This window comes from Arthrobacter sp. GQ119, from assembly GCF_059759125.1.
In genome coordinates, this window is record NZ_JCAXEA010000012.1 from 99,657 (window position 1) to 124,891 (window position 25,235).

Annotated in this window: 23 protein-coding genes and 1 pseudogene; 13 read left to right on the forward strand and 11 right to left on the reverse strand. The window is 60.4% G+C overall.

Annotation, left to right across the window (positions count from 1 at the left end; all coding sequences use genetic code 11):
- The first annotated feature begins 278 nt into the window (after positions 1-278).
- The 5 genes from AC6CH3_RS12710 to AC6CH3_RS12730 are packed head-to-tail and all read left to right on the forward strand — an operon-like array spanning position 279 to position 7,511.
- A complete protein-coding gene (locus tag AC6CH3_RS12710; protein ID WP_498132780.1) occupies positions 279-2,963 on the forward strand; it encodes a Z1 domain-containing protein in 2,685 nt (894 codons plus the stop codon).
- Positions 2,960-3,952, forward strand: coding sequence for a PD-(D/E)XK motif protein (locus tag AC6CH3_RS12715; protein ID WP_498132781.1), 993 nt, complete (start codon positions 2,960-2,962; stop codon positions 3,950-3,952). Before AC6CH3_RS12710 ends, AC6CH3_RS12715 begins: the two co-directional genes overlap by 4 nt.
- The gene (locus AC6CH3_RS12720) at positions 3,952-5,790 is read left to right on the forward strand and encodes a hypothetical protein (protein ID WP_498132782.1); all 1,839 of its coding nucleotides are present in this window, start codon (positions 3,952-3,954) and stop codon (positions 5,788-5,790) included. The genes AC6CH3_RS12715 and AC6CH3_RS12720 overlap by 1 nt, the downstream gene beginning before the upstream one ends.
- A gap of 16 nt (positions 5,791-5,806) precedes the next feature.
- Entirely contained in the window at positions 5,807-6,658 is an 852-nt protein-coding gene (locus tag AC6CH3_RS12725; protein WP_498132783.1) for a hypothetical protein, read from the forward strand.
- Positions 6,618-7,511 carry a DUF6339 family protein gene (locus tag AC6CH3_RS12730; RefSeq protein WP_498132784.1) on the forward strand — a complete coding sequence of 298 codons (894 nt, stop codon included), beginning with the start codon at positions 6,618-6,620 and terminating at the stop codon, positions 7,509-7,511. Before AC6CH3_RS12725 ends, AC6CH3_RS12730 begins: the two co-directional genes overlap by 41 nt.
- Before the next feature lie 106 nt (positions 7,512-7,617).
- Here the strand turns inward: AC6CH3_RS12730 and AC6CH3_RS12735 are convergent, their stop codons facing one another.
- From AC6CH3_RS12735 to AC6CH3_RS12745, 3 genes are all read right to left on the reverse strand, one after another.
- Positions 7,618-9,072: a DNA cytosine methyltransferase gene (locus tag AC6CH3_RS12735; protein WP_498132785.1), complete on the reverse strand. Its 1,455-nt coding sequence runs from the start codon at positions 9,070-9,072 to the stop codon at positions 7,618-7,620.
- A gap of 884 nt (positions 9,073-9,956) precedes the next feature.
- A protein-coding gene (locus AC6CH3_RS12740; protein WP_498132786.1) for an IS3 family transposase occupies positions 9,957-11,104 on the reverse strand; the annotation gives its coding sequence in 2 pieces (ribosomal slippage) (positions 9,957-10,831 and positions 10,831-11,104; 1,149 coding nt in all).
- 484 nt (positions 11,105-11,588) lie between these two features.
- Positions 11,589-12,455, reverse strand: a complete 867-nt coding sequence (locus AC6CH3_RS12745) for a ribokinase (RefSeq protein WP_498132787.1) — start codon at positions 12,453-12,455, stop codon at positions 11,589-11,591.
- A 141-nt stretch (positions 12,456-12,596) separates the two neighbouring features.
- Here AC6CH3_RS12745 and AC6CH3_RS12750 point away from each other — a divergent pair, with 141 nt between their 5' ends.
- The 4 genes from AC6CH3_RS12750 (at position 12,597) to AC6CH3_RS12765 (ending at position 17,130) form a co-directional block, all read left to right on the forward strand.
- Positions 12,597-14,018 carry an MFS transporter gene (locus AC6CH3_RS12750; RefSeq protein WP_498132788.1) on the forward strand — a complete coding sequence of 474 codons (1,422 nt, stop codon included), beginning with the start codon at positions 12,597-12,599 and terminating at the stop codon, positions 14,016-14,018.
- 37 nt (positions 14,019-14,055) lie between these two features.
- Positions 14,056-15,072: a nucleoside hydrolase gene (locus AC6CH3_RS12755; RefSeq protein WP_498132789.1), complete on the forward strand. Its 1,017-nt coding sequence runs from the start codon at positions 14,056-14,058 to the stop codon at positions 15,070-15,072.
- A gap of 122 nt (positions 15,073-15,194) precedes the next feature.
- On the forward strand, positions 15,195-16,454 hold the full coding sequence (locus tag AC6CH3_RS12760; protein WP_498132790.1) for a S8 family serine peptidase: 1,260 nt from the start codon (positions 15,195-15,197) through the stop codon (positions 16,452-16,454).
- A 91-nt stretch (positions 16,455-16,545) separates the two neighbouring features.
- Positions 16,546-17,130 carry a hypothetical protein gene (locus AC6CH3_RS12765; RefSeq protein ID WP_498132791.1) on the forward strand — a complete coding sequence of 195 codons (585 nt, stop codon included), beginning with the start codon at positions 16,546-16,548 and terminating at the stop codon, positions 17,128-17,130.
- Between the two features lie 179 nt (positions 17,131-17,309).
- On the opposite strand, the gene AC6CH3_RS12770 is transcribed toward AC6CH3_RS12765, so the two are convergent.
- The gene (locus AC6CH3_RS12770) at positions 17,310-17,735 is read right to left on the reverse strand and encodes a YybH family protein (RefSeq protein WP_498132792.1); all 426 of its coding nucleotides are present in this window, start codon (positions 17,733-17,735) and stop codon (positions 17,310-17,312) included.
- Positions 17,736-17,824: 89 nt separating this feature from the next.
- The gene (locus AC6CH3_RS12775; protein ID WP_498132793.1) at positions 17,825-18,445 is read right to left on the reverse strand and encodes a GNAT family N-acetyltransferase; all 621 of its coding nucleotides are present in this window, start codon (positions 18,443-18,445) and stop codon (positions 17,825-17,827) included.
- 35 nt (positions 18,446-18,480) lie between these two features.
- On the opposite strand from AC6CH3_RS12775, the gene AC6CH3_RS12780 reads away from it, so the two are divergent.
- The gene (locus AC6CH3_RS12780) at positions 18,481-19,515 is read left to right on the forward strand and encodes a Gfo/Idh/MocA family protein (RefSeq protein WP_498132794.1); all 1,035 of its coding nucleotides are present in this window, start codon (positions 18,481-18,483) and stop codon (positions 19,513-19,515) included.
- 134 nt (positions 19,516-19,649) lie between these two features.
- Here the strand turns inward: AC6CH3_RS12780 and AC6CH3_RS12785 are convergent, their stop codons facing one another.
- The 6 genes and pseudogenes from AC6CH3_RS12785 to AC6CH3_RS12810 form a co-directional block, all read right to left on the reverse strand.
- Entirely contained in the window at positions 19,650-20,057 is a 408-nt protein-coding gene (locus AC6CH3_RS12785) for an ester cyclase (RefSeq protein ID WP_498132795.1), read from the reverse strand.
- 252 nt (positions 20,058-20,309) lie between these two features.
- The gene (locus tag AC6CH3_RS12790) at positions 20,310-21,092 is read right to left on the reverse strand and encodes a GntR family transcriptional regulator (protein WP_498132796.1); all 783 of its coding nucleotides are present in this window, start codon (positions 21,090-21,092) and stop codon (positions 20,310-20,312) included.
- 451 nt (positions 21,093-21,543) lie between these two features.
- Positions 21,544-22,002 (reverse strand): hypothetical protein, encoded by a 459-nt coding sequence (locus AC6CH3_RS12795; RefSeq protein WP_498132797.1) that lies wholly within the window; start codon positions 22,000-22,002, stop codon positions 21,544-21,546.
- A 542-nt stretch (positions 22,003-22,544) separates the two neighbouring features.
- Positions 22,545-23,249, reverse strand: a complete 705-nt coding sequence (locus tag AC6CH3_RS12800; protein WP_498132831.1) for a tetratricopeptide repeat protein — start codon at positions 23,247-23,249, stop codon at positions 22,545-22,547.
- 165 nt (positions 23,250-23,414) lie between these two features.
- Positions 23,415-23,567, reverse strand: a pseudogene (locus AC6CH3_RS12805) (DUF4236 domain-containing protein); the annotation flags it as partial.
- A gap of 40 nt (positions 23,568-23,607) precedes the next feature.
- Entirely contained in the window at positions 23,608-23,982 is a 375-nt protein-coding gene (locus AC6CH3_RS12810) for a PH domain-containing protein (RefSeq protein WP_498132798.1), read from the reverse strand.
- 222 nt (positions 23,983-24,204) lie between these two features.
- Between AC6CH3_RS12810 and AC6CH3_RS12815 the strand changes: the two genes are divergently transcribed.
- The 3 genes from AC6CH3_RS12815 to AC6CH3_RS12825 all read left to right on the forward strand — a co-directional run bounded on the left by AC6CH3_RS12815 (position 24,205) and on the right by AC6CH3_RS12825 (position 25,177).
- Positions 24,205-24,741 (forward strand): hypothetical protein, encoded by a 537-nt coding sequence (locus AC6CH3_RS12815; protein WP_498132799.1) that lies wholly within the window; start codon positions 24,205-24,207, stop codon positions 24,739-24,741.
- 158 nt (positions 24,742-24,899) lie between these two features.
- The gene (locus AC6CH3_RS12820) at positions 24,900-25,025 is read left to right on the forward strand and encodes a hypothetical protein (protein WP_498132800.1); all 126 of its coding nucleotides are present in this window, start codon (positions 24,900-24,902) and stop codon (positions 25,023-25,025) included.
- On the forward strand, positions 25,022-25,177 hold the full coding sequence (locus AC6CH3_RS12825) for a hypothetical protein (protein ID WP_498132801.1): 156 nt from the start codon (positions 25,022-25,024) through the stop codon (positions 25,175-25,177). The genes AC6CH3_RS12820 and AC6CH3_RS12825 overlap by 4 nt, the downstream gene beginning before the upstream one ends.
- The last annotated feature ends 58 nt before the right edge of the window (positions 25,178-25,235 follow it).

The window sequence follows — 25,235 nt, forward strand, 5'->3', positions numbered from 1 at the left end:
CCCTTGGTGATGTCCGCGCTGAGAGTGAAATGCATCGCCCATCCCGAAGTTAGGGTTCTGTGGATACCGACAACCGATCGATCACCCTCCCAGTCTCTGGCCACTACGGGGCTGAGCTAACAGCTCTGCTCATGTGCACTTGGAGCGGTTGGAACGGCTTCATGCTCCGAACGGGCTACTCCTACTCGAACGGGCTGGACCGCGGCATTGTGATTCCGCTGACTACTGCCGCTAACATCTGACAATAGTTCGATATTCACATAAAAAATGGGAGATTCATGGGGGCACCGGAGTACTCCGACCGCGATGTCGAAGTGATGGCTGAGACGCTTGCAACCTTGGTGGCAGGCGGCAAGACACTGCAGGGGGCGCAAGCAGCGCTAACGTATGTGCCGGATGGACTCGTCCATGCAGCGCGAGTACTTTACGAGAAGCGGCTCAATCTCATCAAGGACATCCCGGATCCGGGTTACTTGGCGGATAGGCACCGTAAGGTCGGATTCTGGTACTCCGGTCCTCGCCACGATGATGTCGTATGGCCGACGCTGAAGTCCAGGTTGCTTCAGGAATTGCCTGCGACGGCCGTTGAAGGCGTGGATGCGGCGTCCTCCAAGGTGATCGGTTTAGGCAGCCCCCCGGGCAAAGAGGCCATTAATACCAGGGGGCTTGTGCTTGGCTACGTTCAGAGCGGCAAGACTACGAACTTTATGTCCGTTGTGGCGAAAGCGGCAGATGTCGGATACCGGCTCATCATTGTTCTCACCGGAACGACCGAAAACCTGCGCACTCAGACGCAGGACCGGATCAATGACTACCTGATCCAACCCTGTTATTCAATCTGGAACCCCTTGACGTCCGTCGACATGGACTTCAGCATGGCGACTCCTGCGGATGCCATTCTCGGCAATCCGTCCATGCGTTCGATTGCTGTCGTGAAGAAGAATCCCGCCAGGCTCCGGCGCCTCCACAAGTGGATCCAAACCGCCTCTGCCACTACGCGTCAAAATTGTCCGATTCTGATCATCGACGACGAGGCTGACCAAGCGTCCATTGACGTAGGAACAAAGCGTCAGTCGACCATTAATGGTCTAATCCGCGACCTCTTGGCCAACCCTAAAGCAGCGTACATCGCATATACGGCAACGCCCTTCGCCAATCTGCTTATCGATCCCAGCGTCGAGCATGATCTCTACCCGCGGGACTTCATCGTGGACCTGCCTCGCCCAGCAAACTATTTTGGTGCGGAACGAATATTTGGTCAGTTGGAAGGCGAGAGTCTCGAGGACTCCGTGGATGACGGCCTGGACGTGGTCCGTTTGATTTCCGATCCGGAGGTTGATGCCGTTCGTCCGCCACGGAACAAGGCACTTCTGCAACAGTGGTCCCCCGAAGTACCCGATGCAATGGACGCCGCAATCCGCTGGTTCCTCCTGGCGACGGCGGCCCGGCGCCTTCGCGCCGGCAAAGTTGCCCATTCTTCGATGCTTATCCACACCTCCATGCTGGCTGGCGCGCATGAGAAGACTGCGGATGCTGTTGTCGATCACTTGGACGGGCTTAGGGCGGAGCTGGTCAATGAGGCCCCTACGGCTTTCCACGTGTTCCGAGATCTTTGGGAGTCCGAATCAGTTCGCGTGAAGGCCGACTCATTTGGAAATCACCCGATCGCGTTCGACGACCTGATGCCCCACATGCTTGAGACAGCCCGTGCCACAAAGGTCATCGTGGATAACTATCAATCAGACGACCGATTGGAATACGACAAGGAGCATCCGCAGACCGCGATCGTCATCGGTGGCAACACGCTGTCCCGTGGATTGACGCTCGAAGGCCTCACCTCAAGCTACTTCGTACGTGCCTCATCCGCGTACGACACCTTGCTCCAGATGGGGCGCTGGTTTGGATACCGAATGGGCTACGAAGATCTGATCCGCATCTGGATGAGTTCTGAGCTGAAGAGCTGGTTCCTCATGCTGTCCATCGTAGAAGCCGAGATACGGGAGGAGATCCAGGTCTACGAAGCGGAAGGGAAGACTCCGGCCGAACTTCCGGTCAAGATCCGGACCCATCCCCAAATGTCGGTTACGTCGGCTGCGAAAATGCGTTCCGCAGTCAAAGCGCAAGTCAGCTATTCAGGTCGTCGTGTGCAGACAATTATGTTCAACGAAGACGACAGGGGCTGGTTGGAAAGCAACATCATGGCAACCAAAAACCTGTTTGAGCGTCTGATTAGCCAAGGCCATAACGAAAATGAACTTGAAGCGTCTCGACGCGGATTCCGGGATGTTTCGGCTGACGAGATTCTCAACTTCCTGGATGACTATGATGTCCATGACGCTGCGAAATCCATCGACAAGGACGCGATCCGCCGTTACATCGAAAAGGAACGTGCTGAAGGGGATCTTAAACGCTGGGACGTTGTACTCATGGAGCCCCTCAACGGTGAGGAAGAGTTGGATCTGGGGCTTGGCGGAAAAGTCCGGCTCCTGCGCCGTAAGAAGATGTATATTCCCAGCGACGACGGGACTGCCAATCTGAAGGCTGTTGCATCGACGTCCGATCGCGTCGCCGATCTTGATGTCGGTGTGGACTTTATCCGGAAGTCGCTGAACCTTAGGTCCACAGACAAAATCACGGACCGGCAACTGCTGCAATTCCGCCAACTGCGGCAAACGGAGCGAACGGGTCTGCTGTGCATCTACCCCATCGCCAAGGAATCCGACCCTGACCGAAAAAAATCCACTTTGGAACCCGCCGAGAACCGAAGAGTTCCGCTGTTCGCGGCGGCCGACGTGATCGGGCTCTGCTTCATGTTCCCGGAGTCACGCAATCCTCGATCCTCGGTCGACTACGTGGCTGCCAAGGTAGACGCGGACTACCTAGAAGCCCTTGAAGAGGAACTGGAAGCGGCGGATAACCTGGATGAGGCGAAGGCTGCCGAAGACGATTTGGTGAAAGCATGAGGGAGCCGTCCGCTTCTGTCTTTGACTTCCTAGCGAGAGACGTTTCTGCCTCGGGAAGCTTCCATTCCCGGAAATCTGGCGTAATTGCGGCAGACGGTGAAGTACTATGCGCCGTAGATGCTGCCGGTCGACCCGCGTTACTGGTCCCAGTGGGAACACTGAAGGGCCGGCTGCTTGACTGGCAGAGTAAGTCGTTGTCTCTGCATACAGTGGAGCTCGCTGTTGATGGTGAGCAACGGCCCTTTGTAATTCTTCGATGCATCGACCCGAAGTTGCATCACCAATTCGGGCTGCTGGCAGACGACGTTCTGGATGCCGTAGAACTGGAACCCGACATGGCGTCAAACGCAGTATCGGCGACTCTGGACCGCTGGAAAGATCTCTTTGAGGCCGAACGGGGCAGCGTCTTGGGCGCGGCGCAGTTGGCAGGCATCATGGCCGAACTCACCGTTCTTCACGAGCTAGTGAAATTTCACGGACCCAAGGCCTTGTCTGCGTGGCAAGGGCCGAAAGGGAACCGTCACGATTTCGTCTTCGCGAGCTGCTCGATTGAAGTTAAAGCCACGACTAATCACAACAACATGGTGGTCACTATCCATGGTGGCCGTCAGCTGGCTGCGCCGGGTCAGGGCGATCTCTACCTCCGAGCCCTCCAACTGGAGCGCTCGCCAAACGGTACATCCGTCCCCGATAAGGTCGAGGAACTGATCGCACTAGGTGTCTCCAGGATTGACCTATTAACAGTGTTAAGCGGCGCGCATTATTCGGATGCGGATTCGCCGGCGTACGAAGGATTTAGATTTACACCCCTCTCCGAGAATTCATATTTGGTTGATGCCAGCTTCCCACGAATTACGGCAGACACGTTGTTTCCGTCCGGCACAATCGAGCGACTGGGCAACATTTCTTACTCCATTGACTTGGGTCACATTGAGACCGTTGACCTCGATCTGTCAACGGTCTCAATGGCGAACGGTGGGCAAGACTGATGTTGTCGCTGTACAGGCAGCAGTACGGTGCTGATGGCGGGTTGGATGCGCGTTCTGCAGACAACGCCATTGGGCGTACTTCACTTGGGCTGTGGGATCTTGTGCTACGCGAATCTCTCCAGAACAGTTGGGATGCGCGAATCGAGAAAAATGGGCGCATTTCATTTTCTGTGGACGAGTATGAAATGTCGAGGGAACAAACTCGCATTCTATCTGACGATGTTTTTGGCGAACTGCCTCCGCATTGCAAATCTACGGATCTGCGCAGACACATTTTCGACCACCGTATACGCGTTCTAGTGATTTCGGACATGGGAACACGCGGCCTGGGAGGGCCCATTCGGGCCGATGTATCCGGAACGTCGGGCGAACGGCGGGACTTCGTCGATTTCGTCCGGAATCTTGGCCGTTCGACCGCCAAGGGCCTGGAAGGCGGAACCTATGGGCTTGGCAAAGGTGTCCTGTATCGGGCCAGTCAAGTGGGCCTTTGCCTTATCTACTCCCAAGCGCACCACGGCGGGTCGATTGAGCACCGCTTGATCGGGGTGTCAGGAGGCGACGGCGACTACGACGATAACAACAGTCGGTACACGGGCCGGAATTGGTGGGGGGTGCCCGGAGCGGACGGAATCGTGGATCCGTTGACGGGCCCAAGCGCTCGTGAGCTAGCTGAGGGCCTCGGCATGCGTATCCCGGGGGAAGAAGAAACGGGCACCAGCATCATGGTTGTCGCACCGGACTTCGCTGGGGTCACGAACGGCCGTGAACGAGTAGGTGCACTCGCTGATGCTGCTATGAAGTGGGCGTGGCCGCATACCATAGACACCGGAAAAGGGCCGAACATTCAGTTCGAGTTCACTGCCGACGGCAGCCCAATCCCTGGACCCGAGCCCTTTAGTCATCCGATATATCATGAGTTTGCTTCCGCCTATGTAGAGGGCCGTAAGCGGATCATTGATCCTAACTATGAAAGCAACTGGCAGACCACGTACACTCCGATTCGGAGTAAAAGGCCAAATCAAGGGCTGGGACTCCTGACCCACCGCATCAGCCACACCCCGGTGGCAACCGGATCCGAACTCGAGAACTCCGTCGCCCTGTTAAGGGATCCGAGGATGGTGGTGAAGTACCTGCCCGTTTCGGCGCAGCCGAACGGCGTGCCGGTTTTTGGAGTATTTATCTCGGCGCCTGAAATGAATGAAAAGTTCGCCAAATCGGAACCGGTGACGCATGACGATTGGGTATATCAGCAAGCTGCTGCGGCAAGGAATTCTCCGAACCCTGTCAGGATTGCACTAGATAAAATTCGGGAAACTTTCCGGTTGCTGTCTATTCAGGGCGCCAAGGCCGGTAGCGGAGTTGCCACCAAGGGAGCCTCTCGGGTTTCCGCTGCTTTAGGCAATCTGCTTTCTGGATTCTCGGGCCATGGAGCAGAACAACAAGCGGTTGATTCGCCTGATGGCCTAAGCACGAGGCGTCCGAGAAAGGCTTCGATACGTCAGCTCGCCGAATCGTCATTGGACCTGTTGGATGGCGAAATAGTAGCAAGGTACGCATTCGGTGTGACGGGCGGGCGCCCAGGAAACGTCGTGGCGGTACGGGTTGCCGCTCGTGTTGTGACGGAGTCCGGAGGAAACGAATCGGCCAGCCCTGCTGACGCTGAAATGCCGCGGTTTATCGGGTGGATGTCGCCGTCTAGTGGGTTGCTCTCTTCTGAAGAAGTTTTGAAGGTACCTGTACCAAGCGACGAGACGATTACGGCCGTCTTCACCCAGCCTGCCGATGCTGCAATCCGCGTCACTGCAACAGCGGAGGAGCTTGAGATTGCGAGGAGTTAGCTTCGGGCACCTTACGTTGCCAATTGAGGACGTTCCAACTCTGTCATGGGATATTTCTGTCGGTGAAACGCCTCTGGCCGATGGCGAGACTCTGGCCGAGGATTGGACTTACTACGACGACATCTACGTTAAGTGCTCCTATCAATTGAATCTCAAGGATGTGTTGCAGCGCCTGAGGCTATCGCCAAGCGCGCGGCTAGGGGCCGTTATCGTCGCCCGGTCCACCGGCACGCCCGTCATCACGACCTCTGAAGTTCTCGACGTTCGCGGCGGCCGCCAGCAGGTCTACCTCACAGTTCCGGCAGAGCAGATTTCCGGTAGCTTGGGCCTTGAATTCCAAATAGCGGTCTTGGACACCGGTCATGCCGTGGAGAGTCCTTTTGCACCCAAGAGGCTCGGAAATACCGTGTTCCGAGTTGACCGAAAAATTGTCTTGGAGGGCACCGCGCCTCGCCTGCCCATGCTTCCTGTCAGCTTTGCCGAGCATGGCATAGCTGGCTCGAGCAAATCACTCTGGTGGCTCCGGCTAACAACGCGTGATCTGGCAGCAAGCGCCTCGGCGGCCATCTGGTTATGGCTCAATGCCGACAATCCATTCATTTCCCGCATGCTCGAAGATTCCGACTCTTCTGAGTCCGAGACTTGGCTGCGCTTCCTTGAACTGGACTTCATGCGCCAACTGCTTCGTGAAGCGCTCAGCAGCGACGAGTTGAGTCTTCAAACTGATTATCCGGAGGAGTCCCTCGGATACGTGCTAAGCGGTGTGGTTCGGCTCTTGGGCGAATCCTTGGACCAAGTCCAGCAGCGGTATCTGGAGGATCCGGGCCGTGTTGAAGCCGAGCTTCAATCGAAAGTTGGTTCTGACTAATATGGCGCAATTCACTACTTTGCTGTGCTATCCGCGCATGCCGCTTTATGAAGCAGCTCAATCGTGGGAGGTGCTACGCGGGCAGAGCCTGGCCGAAATCGGTGCATCCATTGATCTCACTACGTTGAAGGCTCAGTACTATCCCTTAGCCCGACAGCGTGCCGGTTCCGAAGAGCTAATGGGCCTTCGGGGGAAAATCTTGGGCATCGCTGAGGAATTTGGGTTCCCTTCGGTGGTGAGCAGCAAGGTCCTCGTTGAATTCGACAGATATGTGGGACCCGAAATTCATGCCCAGATGACCATCATGCCGGCCGATGCGTCGTCGATAGATGTATGGAATTTCGTCAACACTGCCGTTGTGCCTGACGTCGTCCTGTGGCGCTACGGACGGTTCCATACTCAAAACAAGAAATGGATCATTTCTGAGGACCGCCTGTTCGACATGACTAGGACGACAATTGGCCGGCTATGGTGGAGAGTCCATCTTCTCGGCTCTGAACTCGCGGGAAAACTAGGAGAAGATGAGGTAGTCAATTTGTTGGAAAAGCCACGCATTGGCGGCTATCCGCTTCTTTCCCGGGCTATGGGGGCACGTTTGCTGACCTTTGCCTCAGAATCAAACACGGGCCGGAGAATGGAACTCTTCCGAGATGCCACGAAGCGGCTCCTCCGCAAGATGGCAGTCCAATCCGTGTTCATTATGACGCCTGAACAAATTGATGACTTCGTCACGTCGTTATTTTTGGAGTCCGCGACGGCCTTGGGTATCTCGCCTCTTGATGCCTCCACGAAGGCCACAAAAGAGCCGGATTCTCAGGAAGGAAGATTCGCTACTGATTGGCCCATTCTCTGATCAAATAACGTCGGTCGGTATCTGCGGTCTTTGGATCCCCAAGCGAGCTTCAATCCGCAGGACTGATATGTCTAGAAGTGGCCTGATACGAAAGGATTCCAGGCTTTCAGTCCTCGAGATATCCCAGCATGTCGGCCACTACATCACCGATCTGCTTGGAAAGCAGCGGGGGCACTGCATTTCCCACCTGGTGGAACTGCTGGGTCCTGGGCCCTTCGAAGAAGTAATTGTCAGGGAATGACTGCAGCCGGGCAGCTTCCCGTACGGTGAAGCTACGTGTCTGCTCGGGATCCGGGTGGATGTAGTAGTGCCCATCTTTGGAGATGTGTGAAACCACGGTGGTGGACGGAGCATCCCAGATCTGAACTCTGAATCGGTCGGTGAACGGCGTTCCTTCTCGAGCCACGTTCTTATGTTCTGGGTGAAGGGCCGCCGGCAGATCCGTGTACTTTGGACTCTTGCCCAAGAGTCCGGCTAGTTCGGCCATTACGCGGTATCGGGCCAGGTCCGACACCATGTGCGCACGGGGCACATGCTGAATCGGGGTGTCGAGCGCCTCTTCGTTGATCCACGATTCATACGCATCGATAGCCAAGGTCCCTGACTTTACGGGTTCAACCCTTCTAGTGATGGCAGTCAAGCCCATTTCCTTCAACGCCTCAGTCTGGACTACTTGCCAATCGAGGTCCATCTTCGGCCGGCGGGAAGACGTTTCGGCGCGTACACTAGGCATGGTTTGGAGTGCGGCTCGGACTGTCACGGCCCCGTCGGCCCTTCTAAGTACCTGCCGAGGCACGTTGGGAGCGACGTCACTTCTCACGCCCAGCAATATGACGCGGTGGCGCTTCTGTGGGACTCCATATTCCTCCGCTCGGATGATGAAGTCAGATGGCTCCAAGTCTGCTGGATCGGCGTCGACTACGAGTGATCGGATCTCGTACTGGGTGCCCCCCGGAAGGTCGCCAAGGTCTCCCAGAATCGTTTGAAACATGCTGCTGTCCCCGTTCTTTGACGAGAGCAGTCCTTTCACGTTCTCCATGACGAATACAGTCGGCTTGAACTTGCCCAGAATGTGCAAGTACTCGCGATAGAGGAAGTGCTTGTGGTCCGAGGCAAAGGTATCGTCACCAGTGCGACGCGACCGACCAGCCAGAGAATACGCCTGGCACGGAGGCCCGCCGATCAGGGCCCAGTGCCCTCGTTGGCTTTCAGGACCAAGTTGGCCTTCGATGAAGTCGTCTACTTCCGGCCGGTTGTCTTTACCCAGCTCGACCTGGTAAACGTGAGCTTTTGCTGCCAAGTAGGTGTCCCTGAAGTCCCCAGCCAGGACGGACTGCCAAGTCTTTCGCCCTTGAATGTAGTCGAAGTACGGCCTGAGATCACCGCCGGAGCGAACCAACTCCCGGTAGGTGGCACGCAACCGAAGCGTCTGGCAAGCAAAGCTGTCCATCTCGAATGAGGCCAAGGTCTTGTAGACATAGGCGCCGCTCTCATCTCGTACGCTGGAAAATCCCTCGTTCAAGCCTCCGGGCCCGGCGAAGAGATCAATAATTGGAAACACGTGCACCCCTTGATATCCGACACTCCAGGATACCAGGCCGGACAGACAAACTAGCCATGTCGTCGCGAACGGCCGTCTGGACGGCCCGAGGGCTAGGTGCTTCGGCTCCAGGAGCGCTCCAAGCCAATCTGCTTGCGCCTTCCGCCACTTCGCGCGGTCTTTTTGCATCGACCTCAGCAGGCTGCAGTGGAAGTGCTGCAGCTGCGACATCGGCCAGCTCAAAATGCCCTACACAGGGAACGACGCTTGCCGGCAAAGTGATTTGCGAACTCCTTTGTTCCGTATTGAATGCTAAAACATGCCCATCCCAGCAGGGCCACGAGCCCTTTCTTTAGCTTTGAGACCAAATCTTTTCCCCGGGCAAACTAAGAGCCTAGGAGAGCCCGGCCCGAATCCCGTTGTAGAGAAGCCAAGTTTTGGACTTATAGCTGCATCGGACGTAAATAGTTCGACCGTGCAGCTAACATATTCACGGCGCTGCCATCAGTTCAATGGTTGAACGATATCTAAAACGAACTCTTGAGAATTGGGACTTAATCATGATCGGATACCGACGCACTCAAATGGCGGGAGTGCCTCTTCTCGCTGTTACAGCATTGCTGCTCGCCGGCTGTGGGGCACAGCCGTCTCCTTCCGCCGCCTCACCTGATCCAACCGATTCCACCTCGCCTGCGGCTGAAATCACGACCGAGGCCCCACAACCGAATGACGAAGCCTGCGCGGATTTCGCTATGGCGAATAATGAGCTGGCATCGTTGCTTTCGGATGGAAAAGGCAGTCTCACCGTCCCCGAGTGGCACGTCGCGCAGAAAAGTCAGTTGCAGGCCCTCGATAAAGCATCCCTTCAGGCCGAAGTGATTGGGCCCCCGTTAGCAGTCCAGCGCCTATGCGATAGCTAATTGGTTTTCTTGCGTCCAGGTTTCCCAGTAGCGTTTCGGCGTCATGCCGTCCAGGGATCCGTGGGGCCGTTCATGATTGTAGATAGCTTTCCATTCCTCAGCCAAATACTTCGCTTCGGCCATGGTGTCCATGATTTCGCCGGAGAGTTGTTCCCTTCTGAATTGGGCGTTGAAGGATTCGATGAAGCCGTTCTGCCAGGGTGAGCCGGGGTCGATAAATGCGGTATCGACGCCGGCGGTGTTACACCACTCCATGAGGGCGGCGGCGGTGAATTCCGGCCCGTTGTCGCACCTGAGGTACGTCGGAGCGGTACCGGTCTCGGCGATGATGTCCTCCAATACCGCGACCACATCGGAGGCTTTGAATGACCGCCGGGGAATGACGGCCAGGGCCGTGCGGGTGTATTCGTCAATGACGTTGAAGAACCGGATGTGGCGGCCGCAGGAGGTCACGTCGGACTGGAAGTCGAAGCTGACAACATGCATCGGATACTCGGCCGTCAGCCGCTTCTGTTCCCCGGCGCCGGGCCCGGTGCGGCGCTTCTTCCGCGCCCTGGGTTTACACGTCAGCCCTTCATCGCGCCAGAGCCGGCGGACCCGCTTCCTGTTCAGCGCCACGCCATGCCACGCGGGCCGGGCCAGCAGATGCCATCGGGCCTTCCGCCAGCCCCACGCCGGGTGCTTCACGGCCACGGCACGCAGCTCCGCCCGCAGCCGTGCTTCCTCGAAACCCATGTCGGGTTTCTTCTTCCGGAACGCGGAACGATTCTGGCCCAGGATCTTGCAGGCAAGGCGTTCTGATGCCCCGAACTTCTCCACTGCCATGCGCACGGCACGACGGCGGGGTTCAGGGCTTAGAATTTTCCCTTCGCCACCTCATTGAGAATGTCGATGGTCAGTTCCTTCTCCGCCAGCAGCCGCTTGAGCCTGGCGTTCTCCTTCTCCAGCTCCTTGGTCCGCTTGGACGCCTCGGCGTTCTTCTCGGACCCGTACTGGTTCAGCCACCGGTACCAGGTCGCCTCCGTGATCTGGAGCTCCTTGATGACCTCGACCATCGGGCGCCCATCGTTGAGCATTTTCTGGCCCTGCCGGACCTTGGCGATGACCTGCTCCGGGGTGTGTCTGCGTGCCATGATTCGTGAATTTCCTCCTGCGTCCATTCTCGGACACGAAACTCACACAAACACCGGACTCCTACATGGGGACCGAACCAGAAGGTCGTGTTGCCGAACGCATGGAGGCCGCGGTCGAACTTGTACCCAGCTTGCCGCTTGAGATGGTCCTAACCGATGGCTGGAGGACAGGGGATGCATACAACCTTGCTATCTCAAGAGTTGCTTCTGCTTGCGAGGCCGAAGGGAGTAGCTCCATGTTTAATGAGATGACACTGCCCCCGGAAATGCTTCGCCGCTAACCACCTAGCTTTTCGACTGTCAGCCCTGCTTTTGCTTACGCTACAGCATTTGGTGTAAGGCACGTCCCTGCTCGGTGGGGCAGGAATCGGCAGAATCTTCTGGCCAGCGCTGGATCCCGTGGACGCGAATAATACTTGCGTTCCGGGGACGCCTGGCTCCGTGGACTGAAGCAACGACGAAAAGCGCGGGCTGAAATCGTTGCTCACTCGTCCGCTGCAATAGGCGTCTGTCCAAAATACTCCTCCAGCGGCGCCAGCGCCGGCTGGGATGAGGGATCACCCACTGCATCCGCTCCTACGGCGTTGGCCACGGCGAGCGCCGTTGAGTAATCGAGCCCCGCCCGCAGCGCCAGCACCAGCGCCGCGCAGAAAGCGTCGCCGGCCCCGATGGTGTTCGCCACGGTCACAGCAGCAGCCGGAGCCTCTGCCACACGCCGCCCGTGCTCGAACATCGCCGAGCCGTCCTTCCCATACGTGACAGCGACCAGCTTGGCCTCAGCCAGTGCCGGAATCAGCTCGTACTCGGTCTCGTTGACGATCACCAGGTCGCAGCGCTCCAGCAGTTCCGCCGGCAGGTCCATCGCCGGCGCGGCATTGAGGACGAAGAACCCGGAGGAGCGTCGGGCAGCCTGCAGCACCACCGGCAGGCCGACCTCAAGCTGGCACAGCACCGTCTCCTCGGGAGAAAACTCCACGCCCTCCAGCGAGAACGCAGCGTTCGCCCCCGGGCACACCACGATCTGGTTCTCGCCGTCGCGGTCCACCACGATGAGCGCGGTGCCGGTCGCGTCGCCGTCAAGCACGGCTACGTCGGAAGTGTCCACGCCGGCAGCCGCAAGTGCCTCCAGCATCAGGCGGCCCTGGGCGTCATCGCCCACCGCCCCGATCATCCGGGCGCTGCCGCCCAGACGCGCGGCGGCCACGGCCTGGTTGGCTCCCTTGCCGCCGGGCTGCTGCTGCAGGACGCCGCCGCCCACGGTTTCCCCGGCGGTGGGCAGCCGGTCCGTGGTGGCGATGATGTCCAGGTTGATGCTGCCGACGACGGTGACGGCAGGAAGTCGAGTGCTCATGAGGAAGTCCTATCAGGTCGAGCCAGGGGCGGCTGAATTAGGAAATAGTGTACGGCATGGTTGTACTTGCTCGTCATACGTGGTTGTATAACAACTCACATCCCAACAGCAGGACCAGCCTGCAGAACAAAGGAGTTTGATGTGAACACCCCAGCCACCGCCACCGCCTCCCCGCCAGCCGCCTTCGAAGATCAAACAAAACTCGGCGGCCGCCGCGCCGCCCTGCTCATTTCAAGCCTGCTGCTCGGCGTGCTGTCCTTCCAACTCAACGCCAGCATGGTCACCCCGGCGCTGCCGCAGATCGCGGCCTCCTTCGGCCTGGGCGCCGAGGCCGCCGCCCCCGTGCAGTCCATGTTCTTCCTCGCCGGCGCCATCGCCGGCCCGGTGATCGGGCGCTGGAGCGACTTCATCGGCCGCCGCGCCGCCCTGCTCCTGGTCCTGGCGATCATGGGCGCCGGCACCCTCCTCTGCATCGCCGCCCCCACCCTGCCGCTGCTCATCGCCGGCCGCTTCCTGCAGGGCGTCTCCAGCGCGGTCTTCGCCCTCGCCTACATTGTCCTCAGCGAAAACCTGAACGCCCGCGTGTTCGGCACGTCCGTGGGCATCATCGCCGCCATCAACGGGGGAGTGGGCGGCGTGGACGGCTACGTCGGCGGCCTCATGGCCGAAACCCTCGGCTTCCGGTCCATCTTCGCCGTCGTCCTCGTCCTGACCGCCATCGCCGCCGCCTGCATCATCAAAACCGTCCCGGCCGGACGCCCCCAGGGCGTGCGCGGCGCGATGGACTGGTGGGGCGCCGGATCCCTGTCCGTGTTCCTGGTCTTCATCACCTACTTCGTCTCCGGCGGCTCGGCCGCCGGCTGGACCGCGCCCAGCACGCTGGCCCTGCTCGCCGGCACCGCCGCGTCCTTCGCCGCCTTCTGGATGATCGAGAAGAAGCGCAACCACCCGCTCATCGGCGTCCACCACCTGCGCTCCCGCCAGGTCTGGCCCGTCATCGCCACCACTGTCCTGACCCTCGCCGGCATCTTCGCCATCATCAACTTCACCGTGGTGCTGCTCAGCCAGGACACCAAGAACGGCTTCGGCCTCAGCGCCTCCCTGTCCGCCCTGCTGTTCCTCACCCCCGCCGCGCTCATCGGCGTCTTCGCCGCACCCCTCGCCGGCTGGCTCGCCGACCGCCGCGGCTGGATCAAGACCCTCCGCGCCGGCACCGGGCTCAGCCTCGCCTGCGCCATCGCCGCGGCCGCCTTCGCCGACAACCAGGTCGCCGTGCTGATCGCCGTCGCCGCCCTCGGCATCTTCTACAACGGCTTCTTCCTCACCGCCATCAACGGACTCTCCGTCCTGCTCTCACCCAAGGAAGCACCCGCGGCCCTGCCCGGCATCAACGGCGCCTCCTTCGGCATCGGCGCGAGCCTCGGCGTCGTGCTCGTCGCACCGTTCGCCGCCCAGGCCACCTCCGCCGGCTACGCCACCGCCCTCTGGATCTCGGTGGCCATTACGACGGCGGCCTTCATCGTCAGCCTCTTCGTCGCCGCCCCCAAGGGCGAGTCCGTCTAGCAACCACACCCAGCACCAACGAAACGAGAAACGCAGCATGACCACGCCCACCAGCCACCCGTTCTACCTCGACTGCGACACGGGCATCGACGACGCCCTCGCCCTGGCCTACCTGCTCGCCTCCCCGCAGGCCGACGTGCGGGGGATCGGCACCGTCAGCGGCAACGTCAGTGCCGCCGTCGGCGCCCGCAACACCCTGGACCTGCTCCAGCTCGCCGGCCACGCACACATCCCCGTGGCGCTCGGCGCCCACGATCCGCTCGCCAGTTCCTTCGGCGGCGGGGCGCCGTGGGTGCACGGCGAGAACGGGATCGGCGACGTCTCGCTGGAGGCGGCCTCCGTTTCCCTGGCGCCCGAAAGCGCGGCCGAGATGCTGGTCCGGCTCGCCCACGAACACCCCGGTACGCTGCGGGTGCTCGCCATCGGCCCGCTGACCAACATCGCCGAGGCGCTCCGGCTGGACCCCACGCTGCCTTCACTGGTGGACGAAATCACCGTCATGGGCGGGGCCGCCCTGGCCCCCGGCAACATCAGCCCGGTGGCCGAAGCCAACATCTTCAACGACCCCGAGGCCGCCGCCCTGGTGCTGTCCGCCGACTGGGACGTGACCCTCGTGCCGCTGGACGTGACCATGGCCAACGTCCTGGAGGAAACCCACCGGCAGGAGCTGCTCGCCTCTCCCGGTCCTGTGCCGCGGGCGCTGGGGGAGATGCTGGGCTACTACTTCCGGTTCTACGAGGGCCTGTTCGGCCGGCCCTGCTCCGCCATGCACGACCCGCTGGCGGCGGCGCTCGCGGTGGGCGGCGTTAGAGCCGCCGTCGCCCCGGTGGTGCGTGCCGCCGTCGACACCGGCGACGGCCCGGGCCGCGGGCAGACCATCTGCGACATGCGCGGCTACTACAGGGGCTACCCGCAGCAGTCCGATGCGCGGTGCCGCGTGGTGCTGGAGCTCGACGGCGACTTTGCCCCGCACCTGGTGAAAACACTGCTTTCGCTTGGCGGCGGGGAAAGTACGACGGCGGCGCTTGCCTCCGCGGCCACGTCACCGGCCTGAGTCCGCCCAGCGACGGGAGCCGTTCTGAGTGCCGGATCTCGCATCGCTTCATGGGGGACAACCGCCGTGTAATTTACCGACAGGCACTATCTAGCCGGTGCAGATTGAAGCAAGATGACCCCATGAAAAAACTTGTAATAGCCAGCTGCGCAGCCGCAGTCATGGCGCTTGGCGCAATCACGTTGGCAGCCCCGGGCAACGCGGCCCCGCAGTCATCCATCACGGGGCAAATCATCGTGAAGTTCCGCGACAGCGGCGCGGCAGGCGGCGTACTACGCCAGAACGGCCTCAGCGAGAGCGCTGGAATCGGCAGCACCGGGGCTCACCTCATCAAGGTGCCGGCAGGTAAGGAATCTCAGCTCATCCAAACCTTAAGCAGGAACCCGGCGGTTGAGTACGCCGAGCCGGACGAGCTGGTGACCGCCGCTACAACTGACGAGTACTTCAAAAGCCAGTACGCTCTGCACAACGAGGGCCAATCATTTACCAACACCGCCGAGACGCTGACTGTGGCCGGGGGCACCAAGGACGCGGATGTGGACGCCGTCGAAGCGTGGGAGGTCACGAAAGGAAGCGACACCCGGGTTGCGATCATCGATTCAGGTGTGGCAATCGACCACGACGACATCTCGGACAAGGTCGTGGCACGGGCCAACTTCAGCGATACAGAAATCGTCACATCCGAGGACTACGACAAATACGGCCACGGCACCCACGTTGCCGGTATTGTTGCCGCCACCAACAACTCCATCGGCGTTGCCGGTGTGTGCCCGGACTGCACCATCCTGGATGCCAAAGTGCTCAACAGCAGCGGGGTAGGCTCCAGCTCAACCATTGCCAACGGAATCAACTGGGCGGTGGAAAACGGTGCCAAGGTCATCAATATGAGCCTCGGACAGCGCGTTTCATCACGGACCCTCGAGACTGCCGTCAACAACGCGTGGAAGCGAGGCGTGGTGCTAGTGGCCGCGGCCGGCAATGCCGGCACCCAGGCCAAGATCTACCCGGGTGCGTATCCCAACGTTATTGCCGTGGCTGCGACCGACAACAGGGATGTCAAAGCGTCGTTCTCGACCTACGGCAAGTGGGTGGATCTCGCGGCGCCGGGTGTCAATGTCTACTCGACCTTCCCGAACCACCCCTTCGTCCTGGGGACGCAGAACGACCGGTCCACGGGCTATGACATTGGTAGCGGCACCTCAATGGCCTCACCGATTGTCGCCGGCGTTGCCGCCCTGGTCTGGGACACCATGCCTGTCGGCACCGCAAACACAAAAGTCCGCGAAAAAGTCCAATCCACCGCTGACAGGATCACCGGCACTGGTACCTCCTGGGAACACGGCCGCGTGAACGCCTGCAAGGCCGTCGCTGGTATCTGCTAGCCAACGCCGCATGACCGGCCTGCGCCCGCATGACCGGCCGGGGCCCGGGCCGGTCATGCGGGGGAGGGCCGCCTAAGCACGGACGGACCCTATGGAATACCCGACATTCACCGTGAACTTCCCCGTAATCCTTGTGTCTGTCATGGTCAGCGTTGTTGTCGGTGTTGTTGCCCTTGTCCTCAATAGCCTGAAGCAGCGTCGGTTTGCTTTGATCCTGAGCGGTGCAACGGTGCTGCTGATTTCCGCGTTCGTGGTTGCCAGCGGCTTTCTGGAGGCCGCAAGAACCAATGAGATGCTCCGTGCAGCAGACGACCTTGCCGTTCCTGAGGGGTTCAAGCCCGGGAGTGAGCAGGGAAGGACGGGGCGGATCGTTCAAGCTACAGCATTCCTTCCCTGCCTGGCTGTGACGGCGCCCTGCCCGTCCCTGCACCGGCAGTGGTCGGGTCGTGAAGGCCAGGGCATGACGCGGGAAGACCTGGAACGGAGCATCCGTGACAGCGGGTGGCAGGGAAAGCTGGTTATCAACGAGGACAACTGCGAGCTGCGGTACACGAACAGCAGTGCGATCAGTTGTGAAGCAAGAGGGAAGCTCCAGGACTTTGATGCCCAGTTGAGGCTGGACCAGATCAGGGGTGACGCATGGAGGTTATATCTCATGCTGAGACCGGAAAATTAGCAGCTCGACTTGAGCGCTATCAAGGGGAAGATCTTCGCTCGGAGGACGCCTGCTGTGAGCAGCGAACCCGCACGAGGTCTGCGCAAGATCCATGTCGACGTCGAAGATGTGCGGGCGCCGCATCGGCGGGAACAATCCGATCAGATCCCATGCGACCTCGCCTTCGTGGATCGCCGAACTCAGTTCGTGGGGCGGATCGGTCCGTCGGGATGCGGTGTCGTCAGCGGGTCGGCGTGGCGACTGACCAGTTGCCATCCGTCGCTCTCCAAGCGAAAAGTGGTCGTGACGCGCAAATCGAAGGGGGACGGCTCGTCGCGACCGCCGACCTTGGTCTCCCAATGCTCGTGCTCGAACAGTGTAACGAGATCTGCACCAACGTAACGGGAAACCTCTTCAAACCGAACTGGCATGCCATCGCGGAAGTTTGATGAAGCGAAGTCGAGCGCCTGTGAAACCGCATCCCAGCCGCGCGAGGAGCCGCCGAAGGGATTCGCTAGAAGCACGTCCTCGCTCCGCGAGTACATTGCCTTGATCGGCTCCGGATCGCCCACGGCAAACACGTGTATTCCCGAGTGGTATTGCTCGATGACCTGACCAATGTCCATGACTGACCTCTACATCAGCGTCGCTAGGCAGGCAAGGGATGGATTCATGGATGAATGAGGTGGTGGGTGGTACGCGTCCGGGGGAGACGCTACTCTCCCAGTTGCAGGCGCATCAACCAGCGCGTCATGGAGCCCGACTTCGAACTTGTCTTTACGACGCGCTCGAAGCCCATCGATTCGAAGAGGTCGGTGGTGCCCACGTAGGCGAACGCCGAACTGACTCGGCCGCCCTGTGGGTCGAGAGGGTATGCCTCGAGGGCTGGGGCACCGCGTTCGCGGGCGTACCGGATCGCGCCGGCCAGCAGCTCGCGGGCCAGGCCCTGGCGCCGGAACGAGGGCCGGATGAAAATGCAGATAATGCTCCAGACCGGTACGTCATCGACGGTCGGGATCGTGCGCGAGCGTTGCAAGCGGTGGTGGCTGGATCGGGGGCTCGCCGAGCACCAGCCTGCGGGCTCGCCGTCGACGTACGCGATAACCCCGGGAGGGGTGCCCTCTTCGGCGAAGCGGCGCAGCCGGTCCGGTCGCTCCGGGCCGACGAGCTCTCGGTAGTCCGAGTTCGGGATGCGGTAGCTGAGGCACCAGCAGGCCGGGGTGTCCGGGTTCTTCGGGGCCAGGATGGGGTGGAGATCGTCAAAGCGATCGGCGGTCGCGGGCAGGACTTCGATCACGGGAGCCTCATCTCCTTGGTAGAGCGGGGGTACATTCATACGATTCATCCTCATACGTTCAAAAGGAGAGTTCAATGAGCGAGAAAGTGCGTTGGGGCGTTCTGGGCAGCGCCCGCATCGTCCGCAAGACAATTCCGGCGTTGCAGGCAACGAAAAACGGTGAGGTCGTGGGTATTGCTTCCCGCGTCGAGGAAAAGGCCAGGGAGTACGCCGACAAGCACGGCGTCCCCCAGGCGTTTGGCTCTTATGAGGCGCTGCTCGCTTCCCCCGACATCGACGCTGTTTACATTCCGTTGCCGAACGCGCTGCATCTCGAGTGGACTCTGAAATCCTTGGACGCAGGCAAGCACGTCCTCTGTGAAAAACCTTTGGCGATGAGCGCCGCAGAGTGCGAGGCGATTGCGCGCAAGGCCGACGAGACCGGGCTCAAGGTCTTGGAAGGCTTCATGTACCGTTTTCACCCGCGTTTCGAGAAGCTGCAAGAGCTGCTCGCGGCCCGTGCGGTGGGTGAACTGACATTTGTGCATGTCGCCCACACGTTCGATGCAGGCGGGGATGACAACATCCGCTGGTACTCCGGGCTCGGCGGCGGCTCACTTTTCGATACGGGTGGCTACTGTGTCAACGTGAGCCGGATGGTCACGGCGGAGGAGCCGGCTCGAGTCGCCGCCTTTGGCAACTACCGCGACGCCAATGACGGAGGTCGGATCGACGCCAGCATCGCGGGCATGCTGCGCTTTCCCGGTGGGGCAACAGCGCTTTTTGATACCGGAGTTAACCTCGAGCGCCGCAACTTTCTGGAACTCACGGGCACCGAGGGCCGGCTCTACCTCGACAATCCTTTTGGGCTCTTGGAGGAGGATTCGGTCCTGGAGGAGCATCACTTCGGGAAGGACACCATCTATCACGAGGTCAAGGGCGCAAACCACTTCGTACGGATGGGTGAACACTTCGCCGACAGCGTCCTAAACGGTACGCCGCTCCGCTACGACCTCACGGACGCGGCAAACAACGCGCGGGTGTTGGAAGCTCTCGACAGGGCAGCGCAGAAACAAGAGGGGGCGCCGGAACCGAGACCACATTCTGGCGCTGGCCCGGGCGTTGGCTGAACCGTGCCGCCGGCGCCGGTGGTGCGTGCCGCCGTCGACACCAGCGACGGCCCCGGGCACGGGTAGATCATCTGCGCATCACGGTGTGGACTTCTACGCTTGGTGGCGGCGCCCAGCCTGGGACCTGACTCGAGCTACTTTTCAGGAACGAGCCCAAGTTGCTGCATCACACCCAGATTGTCGTAGCTATTCCACTCCTCGACTATCTTGCCTCCTTCGATGCGGCTGATGGAGATGCCTTTGAGCTCTATTTGCTTCCCGGTGGGAGGGCCAAACTCCTCTATCTCTCCCTGGTGGGTGCCGCGTATCGTCCAGCGGGTGGAGACCTTATCCCCTTCGGCTATCGCGTCCTCAACGGTGACGTTCAGGTCGGGGAAAGCGGATTTGTACGTGGCGATAAATTGCTTGGCTTCCTCTGCGCCGCGGATCTCTTGATCGGGCTCGTGCCAGACGAGATCGGTGGAGTACACCTCGTCGACAATGTCCGGGTTATTCGGGGCTTCCCAAGAACGACGCGCGAGGGCCTTGTTTTCTTCGGACATGCTTCTCCACTCCTTCACCTAATGGACCCTTCAGGCATGCCAGCACTAACCTTCCGAGGGCGCTGTAGGGAGATTGTCCCGCACCCGTACTCCCAATAGAAGGGGCCCGGGCTAGCCGTGCAAGGACATGCTGGCGGATAGGACTTGGCAAGAGCTGGATGGTCGCGAGGGCTCACGACCGAGTCGCGTCGCACCCCTTAGGGCGAGCATCAAGGATTCCCTTAGCGTGCCCTGCACAGCGGGTCGGCTCGTCTAGGACTGGAAGGACTGCATCACGGACAGGTGCCCGGCGCGTGCCGCGATCAGGCACTTGGCCAGGTAGAAGGGCCGGTTCGCCTGCCGGACGTACTGGGTCAGAACGAGGACCGGATCGGAAGCCCGCAGGTCGAGCAGCTTGGCCCGGCTCGGCCCCACCTGGCTCAGGCTGATCTGGCATTCGCCGGGCCCCATTACCCGGCCGAAGCGCGAGTTGAGGGCCGCGAGCAGCGTGGCGCCGCCGTCGTCGTCGATCTCCAACGGCGCGGGGGAGGCTTTGCCGATACTGACCGGTCCGGCCGATATGTTTTCCTGCAGGTGGGCGATGGCTTCGCCGTCGCGTATCAGGACGGATTCCCAGAGCCAGCAGTCGGCGCCGGGCTCGACGCCGAGGCCGGGGGCGGCGAATTCGGAGGCCGGCTGCCGGACCATCTGGATGCGCTTGATTTCGAGGTGCTGGCCGGGGCCGCCGAGGACTTCCTCGAAGGGGCGGATCCGTTCGATGCCGATGCGGGGGAGGGAGTCGGAGACGAACCGGCCGACGCCGCGGCGGGCCCGGATGAGGCCGTCCTCTTCAAGGAGCATCAGGGCTTCGCGGACCACGGTGCGGCTGACCTTCATGTCCGTGCCGAGGTCGGTCTCGGTGGGAAGCATCGAGCCGGGCGTGAGCAGGTTGTTGCGGATGGCCTCGGCGATCCGGGAGTACACGGCAACGCGGAGCGGCGAGCCGGGCTGGGCCTCCACCGGCTGGGACAGGAACCTGGCGGCGTCCTCGTGCACGTTATGCCTCGCTTTAGATCTGTGGTTGATCCAGCCTAACAAGTGCTACGCGTTTGTTGGACAAGTGGCAAGAGCACAACAGCCGACCGCTGACCCCCTTCGGCCTGGGTCACATCCTCACGCTGCCGGGCGCCGCTGGATCCGCAAGCTGTTAATGCCGTGGCAACAACACGTCATGGTCGCCGGGGTTACACCGCCCCAGGCTCACGGCGGTGCTGATGGTCCTGGACTCGTCCGCCAGCTGGCGGATGTTTCTGTAAATCAGCACTTCCAGATGCTGAAAGGAGTTCCCCTACCGGCCAGCGGGATCTCAGGTGGCGCTGGCAGGTAGGAAGAGAAGTTGCACTGGACAACATCAAGGCTCCATGGAGCCCGGATCCGGGTTTGTAACCGGCGTGCCGTCTACCAGGTCAAGAGGCAGACCGTGTATGCGCTGCATAGGCGGTTTGACCTATTCGCATCCGAGGCCATCACCGTCGCGGTCAAGGCCATAGATATCAGATCCGATCACGGAAACAGGTCCCCCAACGTAGGCAGGACCATTCCCGCTTCCTCCGGAGCAATCCACGTCTGAGGCTATCGGAACGCATGCTCCGGCATAGTTGGGATCGCATCCCGAGGGAGCAGCGGGCGCCGGCGCCGGAACTGCTGCTGCTGCGGCCTGTTGGCGCGCAGCTTCGGCGGCGGCGGCCTTTTCCTGTTCGGCTCGTGCCGCCGCTTCCTGCGCCGCCTTGTCAGCTGCAGCTTTTGCGGCCGCTTCCTGCGCTACCTTGTCTGCAGCAGCTTTTTCCTGCGCTGCCTTCTCTGCAGCAGCCTTTTCCTGGGCGGCCTTGTCTGCAGCAGCTTTTGCGGCAAGTGCCGCGGCCGCCGCCCGCGCATCAGTAAGTTCCTTCGAGGCCGACTCTTCCATCCAAACCAGTTCCCCGGCATCCGTTTTCGTGCAGACGAAAACGGCCGGCGGGTACTCTTCGGTCGTGTTCTCCGTATTGCAGGAGGTCGTCGCCGGAGCAGTAGGAGTGGCCGTCGGAGACGCCGGCGCTGAACTCGTGCTTTGCGACAACGAAGCGACTGGCGGCCCTGCGCACGCGGCGACGGAGAGAATGACGGCGCACGTTATCGTTACGCTCTTCATTGGCCGATTGGCGGTTCGCGGAGGGCTCAGGACGGCGCTCGTCAGCGGACTCATCCTGTGGTCCTTATTTCGCGCGTCATTGCGACGAAAAGATATATTCATTTGTTCCCCATAAAGCTGAAGTTGATGCGAATTGCCTGCCGAGCGTAGCATTTAAGATTCAGTAAGAAACAGATTTTCCCCATGACAAAACTTGTCATTGGCAATGCCGTGGAACTTCAGCTTTGTGAAAATGTGTAACGCGAGTCATGATATTTGTGCCGGAGCAGTTGAGCTGTGCCTGAGTGCTAGGCCAGGGCATGCCGGCCGCCTTGCCGGGTTCAGGCTAAGTTGGCGAGGTGCTCGCGTAGCCCCGGATAGTTACTGTTCTGGGCCAGAACCTTTTCGAAGTCCTTGCGTGCCATCGCTCGCTTGCCCTCACTCAGGTAGGTTAGGCCCCGCTCGATCAGTGCACGCTGCCGGAGCTCCGCAGGGCGGGACCGCACGCGCAACGCTTCCTTGAACGCCTCGCGGGAAGCATCCGGGAAGCCCTGCTCTCGGAAAGCGATGCCGCGCTGGATGAGGAGGTATGTGGAGGCCTCGTCATTGTTCTGGAGGCCCTCAGTCAGATCGACTACCTCATCCCATAGGCTTTGTGCCGTGTATAGCTCAGCTAAAGAGACTGCGGAAACTGTGCTCGGCTCGAGTTGCTCAATGACGTCGACGGCTGACGCGAGATTTCCCAGGTCCTGATGGATTTCAGCCAGCAGGAGTCCGATGAAGTCGCGGTCCAAGGGAAGCATCACGTCAATTCCCTCGGCAATGGGGAGATTGAAGGTGGCAGCTGACAGATACTTCCGAATGAATTCATCCGATGCCGGTTCATAGCCGCTATGGAAAAGCCAGTTCAAGAGGTCGAGAGCGCGCTGCCGGTCGCCATTGGGCATTGCCACGAGCGTCGTTTCAAACAGGGCTGCGATTGGACGCGCTTTGTCGAATTCTGTTCCGATCCGTGGCAACTCGGTGGCATTGGGGCGTGCAAGCAATGCCCGGTGAAGTTCCTTCTCCCATTTGGGCGCGAAGAGTCTTGGAGTTGCTGGCTTGGGAGCTTGGGATTCGTGTTCCCCTGTCGCTGTGGGGCGGGCAGCGCCAGCGGATGGGCCCCGCCTGGTGGAACCAGTGGAAAGGGTCTTCACGTGTGAGAGCCCTGAGCCGGGAATACCTAGTGTGCGTGTCACACGACCGGAGGAATTTGCAGAGATCCTTGCTCCCCGGACGCCAGCGCTGAGACCAACGCTCTTTGGCGTTATCGTCATCCGTATCCCGGGTGCAATCTTGAATGACTTGCGAACCCTGAAACCCATGTTTCCCCCTTTGTGCGGCCGCTTGCCCCGCCGACCGAGACTACTGCTGCGCGCCGAGGACCGAATGCGCGATCAACATGTCTAGGCGCCGCACATCGACCTTCTTCCCGACCTTGATCTTGATGTGCCCCGCCCGAGTCCACATCTCCAGCTCAGCATCAAGATCGAATTTTCCGGCGTTCTCTGAGGACCACATGTTGATGGCGGAGTAGGGCAGCGAGTATACCTCCACCTTCTTACCAGTCAGCCCCTGGGCATCCCGGACGATCATCCGCTTGGTCGTGAAAATGGCACTGTCCCGGAATGTCTTGTAAGCGGCCACGGGCTGCTCGCCCGGGAGCATAAGCTCCGCAACGTCATTGGGAATCGGGCATTCATCGACGAACATCCACGTGGTTACTGCTGCTGCCTCCAAGGCTGCTCCCTTGCTTGATTCGGGTCCAGCCCTCAGTGTCTCAAGCTAAGCGACGCCGGTTCTGACTTGGCTGGCGGCGTGTCGCAACAGGTTCCTCAGCGAGCCGGGACTGTAAGGCAGGGCTAGCAGCCCGCGGCGCTGGGGGTGTGGTTCTCAGCCTGGCACGGGGTGGCGGATCATTGAAGGAAACCGAGGGACTTGAGCCCTGTTGCCGCTACCTCCATGACGTCGCGAACTAAGGAGTCCCCATTGAAGATCGACAAACAGACGCTAAAGGACGACGGGTTCACCGGGTTCCGACCGTTCAAGCAGTTGGATATCAACCGCGTTCCGCAGGGGCCCGGAATCTATGCGGTGCTCAAACCCGAGGGCTTCGAACGGTTGTTCCTTGCGAAGAGCGTGGGAGGCCGCTTCAAGAGGCGGGATCCATCGCTGCTCCAAGCCGACTTGGAAACGGAATGGATTGAGGACGCGGATGTCCTCTACATCGGGAAAGCAGGCCCGGGAAGCACCGGCAACCGCGGGCTACGAAAGCGAATTCAGGAATTCGCTGACTTCGGCCTTGGGAAGCCGGTTGGCCATTGGGGCGGGCGGCTCATTTGGCAGCTCGCCGACTCCGAATCTCTGGTCATCGCATGGAAGGAGTTCTCGGCCGTCGAGGTGAATGCTGCCGAGGCCGCGTACCACGCGGAATTCATCAGCATCTACGGAAAGTTACCTTTCGCCAACCTGGTTCAGGCCAGAGCGAAGGGAGTGTAATTGCCGCAGCCGCGCCGCACAGCCCTCGACTGGGAGTCGAGAATCGTGCACCTTCACCAAGCTGCCGTCGAAGATCTTCGCCTATCTTGACTGAAACTTTCGCGGATCTTGCCTGAGCGGGGCGAGCATCAATCCATAACCTGGAAGGAGTGAACATCATGGCTGACAACCAAGAATTGCTGGATTGGGTTTCCCCGCGCAAACAGCGGGAAATCGACAACCAGGCGGCATTTCTGCGGTATCTGCTGGAGCGTGAAGATGCGCAAGAGGGTGCGAAATCATGAACGACTACGTTCCCCGTCCTCGCGAACCGCATGACGCGCTTTGGGTCATCCAACGCGACCTGGCGAACATCATCGCCAAATACACCGACAGGGGCGATCACGAAACGGCCGCTGTCTACAAAGAAGCACTTGCCCGCTACAACGGCGACTGAATTTGGACAAGCTCAACCAGCAGCCCGGCTTCAGGTGCTGTGGCGCTTTGTCCGGCGA

Bases quoted from the DNA above. Each gene is read 5' to 3' on its own strand.
- AC6CH3_RS12720 (WP_498132782.1), top strand. From the start codon at position 3,952: ATGTTGTCGCTGTACAGGCAGCAGTACGGTGCTGATGGCGGGTTGGAT.
- AC6CH3_RS12785 (WP_498132795.1), bottom strand. From the start codon at position 20,057: ATGTCCGAAGAAAACAAGGCCCTCGCGCGTCGTTCTTGGGAAGCCCCG.
- AC6CH3_RS12760 (WP_498132790.1), top strand. From the start codon at position 15,195: ATGAAAAAACTTGTAATAGCCAGCTGCGCAGCCGCAGTCATGGCGCTT.
- AC6CH3_RS12710 (WP_498132780.1), top strand. From the start codon at position 279: ATGGGGGCACCGGAGTACTCCGACCGCGATGTCGAAGTGATGGCTGAG.
- AC6CH3_RS12795 (WP_498132797.1), bottom strand. From the start codon at position 22,002: ATGGAAGAGTCGGCCTCGAAGGAACTTACTGATGCGCGGGCGGCGGCC.
- AC6CH3_RS12825 (WP_498132801.1), top strand. From the start codon at position 25,022: ATGAACGACTACGTTCCCCGTCCTCGCGAACCGCATGACGCGCTTTGG.
- AC6CH3_RS12775 (WP_498132793.1), bottom strand. From the start codon at position 18,445: ATGAATGTACCCCCGCTCTACCAAGGAGATGAGGCTCCCGTGATCGAA.
- AC6CH3_RS12755 (WP_498132789.1), top strand. From the start codon at position 14,056: ATGACCACGCCCACCAGCCACCCGTTCTACCTCGACTGCGACACGGGC.
- AC6CH3_RS12770 (WP_498132792.1), bottom strand. From the start codon at position 17,735: ATGGACATTGGTCAGGTCATCGAGCAATACCACTCGGGAATACACGTG.
- AC6CH3_RS12765 (WP_498132791.1), top strand. From the start codon at position 16,546: ATGGAATACCCGACATTCACCGTGAACTTCCCCGTAATCCTTGTGTCT.
- AC6CH3_RS12715 (WP_498132781.1), top strand. From the start codon at position 2,960: ATGAGGGAGCCGTCCGCTTCTGTCTTTGACTTCCTAGCGAGAGACGTT.
- AC6CH3_RS12820 (WP_498132800.1), top strand. From the start codon at position 24,900: ATGGCTGACAACCAAGAATTGCTGGATTGGGTTTCCCCGCGCAAACAG.
- AC6CH3_RS12745 (WP_498132787.1), bottom strand. From the start codon at position 12,455: ATGAGCACTCGACTTCCTGCCGTCACCGTCGTCGGCAGCATCAACCTG.
- AC6CH3_RS12815 (WP_498132799.1), top strand. From the start codon at position 24,205: ATGACGTCGCGAACTAAGGAGTCCCCATTGAAGATCGACAAACAGACG.
- AC6CH3_RS12780 (WP_498132794.1), top strand. From the start codon at position 18,481: ATGAGCGAGAAAGTGCGTTGGGGCGTTCTGGGCAGCGCCCGCATCGTC.